At 71.0% G+C, this 9,387-nt stretch carries 10 protein-coding genes and 1 pseudogene; 5 read left to right on the top strand and 6 right to left on the bottom strand.

What is annotated here, in order from left to right:
- Window positions 1-260 precede the first annotated feature (260 nt).
- Both AB0K34_RS45015 and AB0K34_RS45010 read right to left on the bottom strand, forming a co-directional pair.
- A complete protein-coding gene (locus tag AB0K34_RS45015; RefSeq protein ID WP_364554647.1) occupies window positions 261-428 on the bottom strand; it encodes a DUF397 domain-containing protein in 168 nt (55 codons plus the stop codon).
- Window positions 406-1,242, bottom strand: a complete 837-nt coding sequence (locus tag AB0K34_RS45010) for a Scr1 family TA system antitoxin-like transcriptional regulator (RefSeq protein WP_364554645.1) — start codon at window positions 1,240-1,242, stop codon at window positions 406-408. The genes AB0K34_RS45015 and AB0K34_RS45010 overlap by 23 nt, the downstream gene beginning before the upstream one ends.
- A gap of 119 nt (window positions 1,243-1,361) precedes the next feature.
- Between AB0K34_RS45010 and AB0K34_RS45005 the strand changes: the two genes are divergently transcribed.
- Window positions 1,362-1,760: an ATP-binding protein gene (locus AB0K34_RS45005; protein ID WP_364554643.1), complete on the top strand. Its 399-nt coding sequence runs from the start codon at window positions 1,362-1,364 to the stop codon at window positions 1,758-1,760.
- 35 nt (window positions 1,761-1,795) lie between these two features.
- Here the strand turns inward: AB0K34_RS45005 and AB0K34_RS45000 are convergent, their stop codons facing one another.
- The gene (locus tag AB0K34_RS45000; RefSeq protein ID WP_364554641.1) at window positions 1,796-2,545 is read right to left on the bottom strand and encodes a hypothetical protein; all 750 of its coding nucleotides are present in this window, start codon (window positions 2,543-2,545) and stop codon (window positions 1,796-1,798) included.
- A 254-nt stretch (window positions 2,546-2,799) separates the two neighbouring features.
- Here AB0K34_RS45000 and acnA point away from each other — a divergent pair, with 254 nt between their 5' ends.
- Window positions 2,800-5,565, top strand: coding sequence for an aconitate hydratase AcnA (acnA, locus tag AB0K34_RS44995; RefSeq protein WP_364554639.1), 2,766 nt, complete (start codon window positions 2,800-2,802; stop codon window positions 5,563-5,565).
- Window positions 5,566-5,616: 51 nt separating this feature from the next.
- Here acnA and AB0K34_RS44990 read toward each other — a convergent pair whose 3' ends face one another.
- Window positions 5,617-6,237: a LysE family translocator gene (locus AB0K34_RS44990; RefSeq protein ID WP_364554638.1), complete on the bottom strand. Its 621-nt coding sequence runs from the start codon at window positions 6,235-6,237 to the stop codon at window positions 5,617-5,619.
- A 46-nt stretch (window positions 6,238-6,283) separates the two neighbouring features.
- On the opposite strand from AB0K34_RS44990, the gene AB0K34_RS44985 reads away from it, so the two are divergent.
- Genes AB0K34_RS44985 through mug form a run of 3 tightly spaced genes read left to right on the top strand, consistent with a single transcriptional unit; the run spans window position 6,284 to window position 8,547 of the window.
- Entirely contained in the window at window positions 6,284-7,213 is a 930-nt protein-coding gene (locus tag AB0K34_RS44985) for an aldo/keto reductase (RefSeq protein ID WP_364554636.1), read from the top strand.
- Window positions 7,214-7,267: 54 nt separating this feature from the next.
- Window positions 7,268-7,987: a sulfite exporter TauE/SafE family protein gene (locus tag AB0K34_RS44980; RefSeq protein ID WP_364554634.1), complete on the top strand. Its 720-nt coding sequence runs from the start codon at window positions 7,268-7,270 to the stop codon at window positions 7,985-7,987.
- The gene (mug, locus tag AB0K34_RS44975) at window positions 7,987-8,547 is read left to right on the top strand and encodes a G/U mismatch-specific DNA glycosylase (RefSeq protein ID WP_364554632.1); all 561 of its coding nucleotides are present in this window, start codon (window positions 7,987-7,989) and stop codon (window positions 8,545-8,547) included. Before AB0K34_RS44980 ends, mug begins: the two co-directional genes overlap by 1 nt.
- On the opposite strand, the gene AB0K34_RS44970 is transcribed toward mug, so the two are convergent.
- Window positions 8,537-8,950: a hypothetical protein gene (locus AB0K34_RS44970; protein WP_301174316.1), complete on the bottom strand. Its 414-nt coding sequence runs from the start codon at window positions 8,948-8,950 to the stop codon at window positions 8,537-8,539. The two genes, mug and AB0K34_RS44970, sit on opposite strands and share 11 nt — an antisense overlap.
- Window positions 8,951-9,202: 252 nt before the next feature.
- Window positions 9,203-9,387 (bottom strand): annotated as a pseudogene (locus AB0K34_RS44965) (carbohydrate ABC transporter permease); the annotation flags it as partial.

Genomic DNA, 9,387 nt, shown 5'->3' with positions numbered 1-9,387 from the left:
GAGGCCCGGCACGAGACCTGCGTGTTCCCGAGCTGCAACCAGCCAACCCACCGCTGCGACCTCGACCACACGGTCCCGTGGCGGCCCGGGACCACCTGCCGCTGCAACCTGGCTCCGCTCTGCAGACGCCACCACAGGTTGAAACAGCGCCCAGACTGGCGACTCGTCCAAGTCTGGCCCGGTCTGCTGATCTGGGTCGCACCCTCGGGTGCCTGGTTCATCGTCCGCCCCGACCGGCGGTAGCAGCCGCGCCGCGAGCCTCAGTGCTTCAGGGTTGCCAGCAGAGCCGCGAATTCGTCACGTCCCACGATGAGCTTGGGGCCGTCCGGGTTCTTGGAGTCGCGGAAGGCGATCGTCCGGGGGAGACGGCCGACCTCGACGCAGTCACTCCCTGCCTGGGTACCGCTATGACTGCTCTTGCGCCACATCGTCGTCACTGAACGCCTCCATAGCCGTCCTGATCAGGTCTTTCGACCTGTGCTCGGGGAGAGCCTTCGCACTTATCCGTGCGAACAGGATCGCGTATTCCGCGACCTCCGTGGGAGACGATATAAGCCGACCGCCACCGAGCGACTCGGTGTAGGCGACCTCACCGAAGTCGTCGCCCGTGACGAGCTTCACGCCACCGTCCAGGCCCGGATGCGCACCGGTCTCGAAGGTCTGCGGAATCACGTGGACGACGATGTTCGGCCGCTCCGCCATTTCGAGGACGTGTGCGAGTTGCTCCCGCATAATGCGCGGGCTTCCCACAGGCCAGCGCAGAGCGGTCTCGCTCAACGTCACCAGGACGAATGCTCGGTCGAGGACGCTCTTTCGATTCATCCGCTCGGCCACGGACGGCTCGGGGTCGGGAACGCCTCCACCGGTCAGGAGGGCTCGGGCGTACTCTTCCGTCTGGAGCAGGCCGGTGATCACCTGGGGCTCGAAGATCCGGATGATTCGAGCCCGTTGCTCGAAGGTCGAGAGTTGGGCCAGCCACTGGGGGTCGTGGCCGATGCTGGCGTACCAGACCAGGATCGAGAAGACTCCGCCCGTCTCCCACGCCTTGTCGAGCAGGGCCGCGCGTTGGGCGTCCAGGCGCTCTATGCCGTTCTCGATGCGTGAAACGGTCGCCTTGCTCGCGGTGATGACGCGTCCCACCGCTTCGCCCGACAGCCCGCGCTGGTTGCGGCAGAAACGCAGGTAGTAGGCGACGAAGGACCACATGCTGCTCTTCGGGTCCGGCGGTTCGTTGGTGGCCATGGGGGGTGGGCCTCCGCGTTCCGTGTTGTTGTGACTGCGCTGCGTACGCGTGCCAACTTAGCGTGACCGCGTGACTCTGTGTCGTGATTCGAACACAGGCTCACTCGAAGGTCTCAGCGATGTTCACTGCACTTGCCCCGGAGGGGGCGTCGCCGCTCGTTCTCGAACCCAATGACCAGGCGCCCCGGCTCGCCCGGGTGTTCGTCGCGGAGCTCTTCGCCGGGTGGGGGATCGAGGACGACTACGTGGGGCGGCTCGTGGTCTGCGAACTCGTCACGAACGCGTACCGGCACGGTGAGGGGCCGATCGTCGTGCGGGTGCTGCGGGACGAGCGCGACGGGCTCCCGGTGATCGAGGTGTGGGACGGCGGTGAGGAGCGGCCGGTTGTCCGGGCGCAGAACTATGCGGCCGTGTCGGGACGCGGACTCCAGCTCATGGCGGAGATCGTCCATGCGTGGGGCGTCCGGCCCCTCAATGAGGGCGGGAAGATCGTGTGGGCGAAGCTCGCCTGCGATTGACCTCCCCCGGCTGAGGGCGACGTGTACGCGGGCGTTCACCAGTCGAGGAGTAGGCCGTAGCCCTCTTCGGCGGCCTCTTCCATCCAGTGGAGTGTTTCGTCCGGGGAGTCGTCGTCCAGGAACTCGCTGAAGGACGGCGGCTGCGTCACGTGCACCTTCTGGTTGGCGGGCACGCGCCGGTTCCACTCCCGCGCGAGGCGGATGTAGGGCACGGCATCGATGGGGGCCGCCTGGTTCTCGCCACCCCAGCGGGGTGCCGGGCCTACGGCGGGGGACGGTAGCGACAGAATGTGTTCGCGCACGTCCACCAGTCCGGGACGGACGGCCCACGCGTTCGTGCGCGAAACCGCGTTCAGGGCCCGCTGCCGGAGCGACGTCCACTCGTCGGCCAGGCGTCGGCTCGTCGTGTAGGCGTGCCAGGCGCGCAGGTACGGCCGGTGCCCGCCGTCCCGGACCTCCTCGACGTGGGTTCGCCACCGCCGGAGGTGCTCGGCCAGCTCGTCCGGCGGGAAGCTCCGGTACATGGCGAACCGCCATTCGGCGGGCAGCAGGGGGGTGAGGACGAGCGCGATCACCCGGTGCGAGTTCCCGGCGCCGGTGTCGACGTCCACCATGTCGGTGATGTCGGGTCCGTTGGCGGGCGCGGGAGGGTCCAGGTGGCCGAACTCGTCGGGGAACCAGCCTCCGGACGCCGCGAAGGCCGCCCGCTGGGCCCGGACGGCCGCCCCGAGGGCGGCGGCGCCGGCGTCGGGGCGGAGGCGCATGCGGTACCAGTCGACGCCCATGCCGACGCATCGTAGGGTGCAAGTAGCTTGATGTCGAGATAAATTGGGGATAGCTTGACGTCGAGAGAAAACCTGCGGAAGTTAGGCTGCCCTGGTTGCCGGTCATGTCCGCGACTAGGGCAGGATCAAGGTAGACGAGACCACCCGCCCCGCCGCTCCGAGCCGGCCCAGGGGACGGGAGTACTGAAGATCAAGACGAGCGCCGCGCGCTCATGTCCCGGACCGGACGCGCGGTGGCGACGGAGGAGGAGTCCGTGTCCGCGAACAGCTTCGGCAGCCGTGACAAGCTGCAGGTTGGCGACAAGTCGTACGACATCTATCGGCTGGACGCCGTCGAGGGCGCGGCCCGTCTCCCGTACAGCCTGAAGGTGCTGCTGGAGAACCTGCTGCGCACCGAGGACGGCGCGAACGTCACCGCCGAGCACATCCGCGCGCTCGCGCAGTGGGACTCCCAGGCCCAGCCGAGCAAGGAGATCCAGTTCACCCCCGCCCGGGTGATCATGCAGGACTTCACCGGCGTGCCCTGCGTCGTGGACCTCGCCACCATGCGCGAGGCCGTGCGCGACCTCGGCGGCGACCCCACGAAGATCAACCCGCTGGCGCCGGCCGAGATGGTGATCGACCACTCCGTCATCGTCGACTACTTCGGCACGCCGGAGGCGTTCCAGCGCAACGTGCAGCGCGAGTACGAGCGCAACAAGGAGCGCTACCAGTTCCTGCGCTGGGGGCAGACGGCGTTCGACGAGTTCAAGGTCGTCCCGCCGGGCACCGGCATCGTCCACCAGGTGAACATCGAGCACCTGGCGCGCGTAGTGTTCGACCGCAACGGCACCGCCTACCCCGACACCTGCGTCGGCACCGACTCGCACACCACGATGGAGAACGGCATCGGCGTGCTCGGCTGGGGCGTCGGCGGCATCGAGGCGGAGGCCGCGATGCTCGGCCAGCCGATCTCGATGCTCATCCCGCGCGTCGTCGGCTTCAAGCTGACCGGCGAGCTGCCCGCCGGGACGACCGCGACCGACCTCGTGCTGACCATCACCGAGATGCTCCGCGAGCACGGCGTCGTCGGCAAGTTCGTCGAGTTCTACGGCGAGGGCGTGCACGCGCTGCCGCTGGCGAACCGCGCCACGATCGGCAACATGAGCCCCGAGTTCGGCTCCACCTGCGCGATCTTCCCGATCGACGACGAGACGCTGAAGTACCTGCGGCTCACCGGCCGCGACGAGGAGCAGATCGCGCTCGTCGAGGCGTACGCCAAGGCGCAGGGCCTGTGGCTCGACCCGTCCGTGGAGCCCGACTTCTCCGAGTACATGGAGCTGGACCTCGGCACGGTCGTCCCGTCGCTGGCCGGCCCGAAGCGCCCGCAGGACCGCATCGCCCTGTCCAACGCCAAGGCGACCTGGCGGCGGGACGTGCAGAACTACGTCGAGAGCGTCCTCGGCGCGCTGGACGAGGCGTCCAACGAGAGCTTCCCCGCCTCCGACACCCCGGCGATCATGCAGGAGACCGCGGGCGACAAGCCGCGGCACGTCGACGCCAACGGGTCCGGCCGGCCGCACAAGCGCGTCGCGGTGAAGCTGGAGGACGGCACCGAGTTCGAGCTCGACCACGGGCACGTCGCCGTCGCCGCGATCACCTCCTGCACCAACACCTCCAACCCGTACGTGATGATCGGCGCGGCGCTGCTGGCCAAGAACGCGGTGGAGAAGGGCCTCACCCGCAAGCCGTGGGTGAAGACCTCGCTCGCGCCCGGCTCGCAGGTCGTCACCGACTACTACGAGCGCGCCGGCCTCACCCCGTACCTCGACAAGATCGGCTTCAACCTCGTCGGGTACGGCTGCACCACCTGCATCGGCAACACCGGCCCGCTGCAGCCGGAGATCTCCAAGGCCGTCAACGACAACGACCTGGCGGTCACCGCGGTGCTGTCCGGCAACCGCAACTTCGAGGGCCGCATCAGCCCCGACGTGAAGATGAACTACCTGGCGTCGCCGCCGCTCGTCATCGCCTACGCGCTGGCCGGGACGATGGACATCGACATCCTCAACGACCCGATCGCCGAGGGCACCGACGGCCCGGTGTACCTGCGCGACATCTGGCCCGCGCCGGAGGAGGTCTCCGCGATCGTCGAGTCGTCCATCGGGCAGGAGATGTTCACCGAGAGCTACGCCGACGTCTTCAAGGGCGACGAGCGCTGGACCGGCCTCGACATCCCGACCGGCGACCTGTTCGAGTGGGACGCCGCCTCCACCTACGTCCGCAAGGCCCCGTACTTCGACGGCATGGGCGCCGAGCCGGAGCCGGTCACCGACATCCACGGCGCCCGCGTGCTGGCGAAGCTGGGCGACTCGGTCACCACCGACCACATCTCGCCGGCCGGCGCCATCAAGGTCGGCACCCCCGCCGCCCAGTACCTCCAGGACAACGGCGTCGAGATCCGGGACTTCAACTCCTACGGCTCGCGCCGCGGCAACCACGAGGTCATGATCCGCGGGACGTTCGCCAACATCCGGCTCCGCAACCAGCTCCTGGACGGCGTCGAGGGCGGCTACACCCGCGACTTCACCCAGGAGGGGGCGCCGCAGGCGTTCATCTACGACGCCTCGCGCAACTACATCGAGCGCGACATCCCGCTCGTGGTCATCGCGGGCAAGGAGTACGGCTCCGGCTCGTCGCGCGACTGGGCGGCCAAGGGCACCGCGCTGCTCGGCGTCCGCGCCGTCATCGCCGAGTCCTACGAGCGCATCCACCGCTCGAACCTGATCGGCCTCGGCGTCCTGCCGCTGCAGTTCAAGGACGGCGAGTCCGCCGAGTCGCTCGGGCTGACCGGCACCGAGACCTTCGACATCACCGGCGTCACCGCGCTCAACGAGGGCGGCGTCCCCGAGGAGGTCACGGTCAAGGCCGACGGCAAGGAGTTCACCGCCACCGTCCGCATCGACACCCCCGGTGAGGCGGACTACTACCGCAACGGCGGCATCCTGCAGTACGTCCTGCGCAACCTCATCCGCAAGTAACCCGCACCACCGCGACGGGCCGCTCCCTTCCGGGGGCGGCCCGTTCCGCGTTCAGTGGTCGATGGCGAGGCGCAGGCCGAAGCCGACGAAGGCGACGCCGGTGAGCTGCTGGAGGCGGCGCTTCACGGCGGGGCGGGCGAGGGCGCGGCGGGCGGCTCCGGCGGCGCCGACGATGGCGGCCAGCCACAGCAGGCTCTCGGCGGCGTGGATGACCGCGAACAGCATGCTCGTCCAGAACACCGAGGCGCCGTCCGGGACGAACTGCGGCAGCAGGCTCATGTAGAAGACGCCGACCTTGGGGTTCAGCAGGTTGGTGGTGAGGCCCGTGCGGAACGCGGTGAGGCCGGACGTCCGCGCCTCCGGGGGCTCGGCGGCGTCCCGCGTGCGGCGGCGGGCGGTCCAGAGGGCGCGCGCGCCGAGCCACAGCAGGTAGCAGGCGCCCGCGACGCGCAGCACGTCGAACGCGAGGCGGGACGCGGCGAGCAGCGCGGTCAGCCCCACCGCGCTCGCGAGCGCCCAGCACATCAGCCCCGTCACCACCCCGGCGGACGCGAGGAGGCCGGTGCGGCGCCCGGCGGCCACGGTGCTGCGCAGGACGAGCATCGTGTCGACGCCCGGCGTGATCGTCAGGAGCGCGGCCATGGCGGCGAAGGCGAGACAGGCGGTCTGCACTGGGTAATGATCCCCTGGTGACTCCGAAGCGACAAGAAGGCTGAACATGAACAATATCGGCGAACTGGACGTCTTCCCGCTCTGCCTGGGCGGCAACGTCTTCGGATGGACCGCCGGCAAGGAGCGCTCGTTCGAGATCCTGGACGCCTACGCGGCGGCCGGCGGCAACTTCGTCGACACCGCCGACTCCTACACGGCGTCCGCGCCCGGCAACAGCGGCGGCGAGTCCGAGGCGATCATCGGGGAGTGGACGCAGGCGCGCGGCAACCGCGACGACATCGTCATCGCGACCAAGGTGGGCCGCCACCCTCAGCGCAGGGGCCTCGCCCCCGCCACCATCAAGGCCGCCGCCGACGACTCGCTGCGCCGGCTCCGCACCGACCGCATCGACCTGTACTACACGCACTTCGACGACCCGTCCGTGCCCGTCGGGGACATCATGACGGCGCTGGACGAGCTCGTCACCGCCGGCAAGGTCCGGCAGATCGCGGTGTCGAACATCGAGCCCGACCGGCTCGAAGCGTCGCTGGCGTTCAGCGAGCGCGAGGGCACCGCCCGGTACACCGCCATCCAGCCGCAGTACAACCTCGTGTCCCGCGACACCTACGAGGGGCCGCGCCGCGACCTCGCCGAGCGGTACGGGCTGGCCGCCGTCCCCTACTACGGCCTCGCCTCCGGCTTCCTGACCGGCAAGTACCGGCCCGGCGCCACGGTGGACAGCGTGCGCGCCGGCCGCGCCGCCGGGCACCTGGAGACCGAGCGCGGGCAACGCGTCCTCGCGGCGCTCGACATCGTCGCCGAGGAGCAGGGCGCCGCCGTCGCGACCGTCGCGCTGGCCTGGCTCGCCGCGCAGCCGACCGTCGCCGCGCCCATCGCCAGCGCCCGCACCCTCGACCAGCTGCCGCCGCTCGTCGAGGCGGCCCGCACGACCCTCACCGACGACCAGCTCAAGCGCCTCACCGAGGCGTCCGCGTGATCCCGGCCGGGCGGTGATCCCCACCGGCAGGGCCGGGCGGTAGCGTCGGCGGGCGTGCCCCCTCTCGACTTCCTCCTCATCGGCGGGCTGGCCGCGCTGGCCGGCGCGATCGTGCAGGGCAGCGTCGGCCTCGGCGTCGGCCTGGTCGCGACGCCGGTCGTGACGCTGCTGTACCCGTCGCTGATGCCGGGCGCGATCCTGGTCGTCGCGCTCGTCCTCCCGCTCGCGACGCTCGCGCGGGAGGTCGGGCACGTCGACTCGCGGGGGCTCGGCTGGGCGGTCGGCGGCCGGCTCGCCGGGACGCCGTTCGGGGTGTGGCTGGTCGCCGCCGTCCCCGCCCGCGTCCTCGGCGTCGTGATCGGCACCGTCGTGCTCGCCGCGCTCGCGATGACGGCCGGGTCGCGGGAGGTGCCGCGCAACCGCCGGACGCTCGCCGCCGCCGGGGTCGTCTCCGGCACCACCGGGACCGCGTCCGGGATCGGCGGCCCGCCGCTGGCGCTGCTCTACCAGCGCGAGAGCGGCCCCCGCGTGCGCGCGACGCTCGCGCTGTACTTCGCCGGCGGCACGCTGCTGTCCCTCGTCGTCCTCGGCGCCGCCGGGCACCTGCCCGCCCGGCAGGTCGTCGCGGGCGCGGCGCTGCTGCCGTTCGTCCTCGCGGGCTTCCTCGTCGCCGGGCCGCTGCGCCGCCGCCTGGACGCCGGACGGCTCCGGGTGGCGCTCCTCATCGTCGTCGGGACGTCCGCGGTGGTGCTGATCGTCCGTAATCTGGTCTGATGCGTCCCACGAAGGCCGACCTGGAGGCCGCCCGCGACCGGGTCATCCCCGACGTCCTGCCGCCGGACGGCGGGACGCTCCGCGTGCTGTTCAGCGGCATCAACCCGGGCCTGTACTCCGGCGCGACCGGGTACCACTTCGCGCGCCCCGGCAACCGCTTCTGGCCGGCGCTGCACCGCTCGGGCTTCACCGACCGCCTCCTGGACCCGTCCGAGCAGGACCTCCTGCCCGGCTACGGCCTCGGCATCACGAACCTGGCGCACCGCACCACCGCCCGCGCCGACGAGCTGACCGACGCCGAACTCCGCGAGGGCGGACGGCGCCTGCACGCGCTCGTGGAGCGCCACCGCCCCGCCTACCTGGCGGTCGCCGGCGTCACCGCCTACCGCACCGCCTTCGGCCGTCCCCGCACGCAGATCGGCCCGCAGGACGAGGAGTTCGGCCCGGCGAGGCTCTGGGTCCTGCCGAACCCGAGCGGTCTGAACGCGAACTGGCCGCTCGACCGCATCGCCGCCGAGTTCGCCCGCCTGCGCGCCGCCGCCGACGCCCTCAGGGGTTGAGGGCGAACATGGTGTTGACCTCGTTGACCAGGGTGGGGGTCGGCTGCCAGAGGTCGGTGCGGCCGAGGGCCACGATGGGGCGGGGGAGGGGCCGGACGCCGGTGAGGTGCCAGTGGTGGTGCCCGCGCTCCGCCCAGGGGCCGCAGTCGCAGGCGCCGCCGCGGGCCGCCGCCGAGCAGACGTCGTCGAGGTCGGCGACGGCGATCACGGCGCCGATGGTGGCGAGCGGGTCGCGCGGGTCCCAGCCGGCGGCCTGGACGAGCGGCGAGTCGCACGCCTTCAGGTCGACGCGCATGGAGGCGTGGATGAGGAGCGGGCCGCGGTAGGCGGTCGGCAGGCTCTGGTTCGAGACGGACTTGCCGCCACGCGCGATCGCGAACGCCCAGGGCTGCTGAACACTCATCGCCTGCACGCGGCCACCTCCATCACACTCGCCCGGTCTCCGTCGACCCGGGATCGACGGGGCTCCGGCGGGACGCCGGTATGCCGCGCGACGATGCCCGAGAGGCTAGGCGCATCTCGGCTGAATTGCCAACGGAGCGGTCGAAAGGGTTGATGTCCGTCACGGGACGGCTGCCGGGCCGTTGGGTTCCCATGCGGATCTCCTTCGATCACCCATGTGACGCTTGAGACGGGTGTTGGGTTGACGCGTTCGTCACCCCTTGAGCGCGCCCGCCATGAGGCCCCGCATGAAGAACCGTCCGAGCAGCAGATACACCAGCAGGGTCGGCAGCGACGCCAGCAGAGCCGAGGCCATCTGCTGGTTGTACTGGACGGCGACCGCGCCCGAGCCCGCGGTGTTGTTCAGCATCACCGTGACCGGCCAGCTGTCGGGGGCGC

Origin of the sequence: Actinomadura sp. NPDC049382, from assembly GCF_040677125.1 — a bacterium.
GTDB classification, from domain to species: Bacteria; Actinomycetota; Actinomycetes; order Streptosporangiales; family Streptosporangiaceae; genus Spirillospora; species Spirillospora geliboluensis.
Note: the sequence above shows the minus strand (reverse complement) of the source record. Positions and strands in the feature narration are given on the sequence as shown.

Coding starts and splice junctions, on each gene's coding strand:
- AB0K34_RS45000 (WP_364554641.1), bottom strand. CDS start 2,545: ATGGGCGTCGACTGGTACCGCATGCGCCTCCGCCCCGACGCCGGCGCC.
- AB0K34_RS45010 (WP_364554645.1), bottom strand. CDS start 1,242: ATGGCCACCAACGAACCGCCGGACCCGAAGAGCAGCATGTGGTCCTTC.
- AB0K34_RS45005 (WP_364554643.1), top strand. CDS start 1,362: ATGTTCACTGCACTTGCCCCGGAGGGGGCGTCGCCGCTCGTTCTCGAA.
- mug (WP_364554632.1), top strand. CDS start 7,987: ATGCGTCCCACGAAGGCCGACCTGGAGGCCGCCCGCGACCGGGTCATC.
- AB0K34_RS45015 (WP_364554647.1), bottom strand. CDS start 428: ATGTGGCGCAAGAGCAGTCATAGCGGTACCCAGGCAGGGAGTGACTGC.
- AB0K34_RS44985 (WP_364554636.1), top strand. CDS start 6,284: ATGAACAATATCGGCGAACTGGACGTCTTCCCGCTCTGCCTGGGCGGC.
- AB0K34_RS44970 (WP_301174316.1), bottom strand. CDS start 8,950: ATGAGTGTTCAGCAGCCCTGGGCGTTCGCGATCGCGCGTGGCGGCAAG.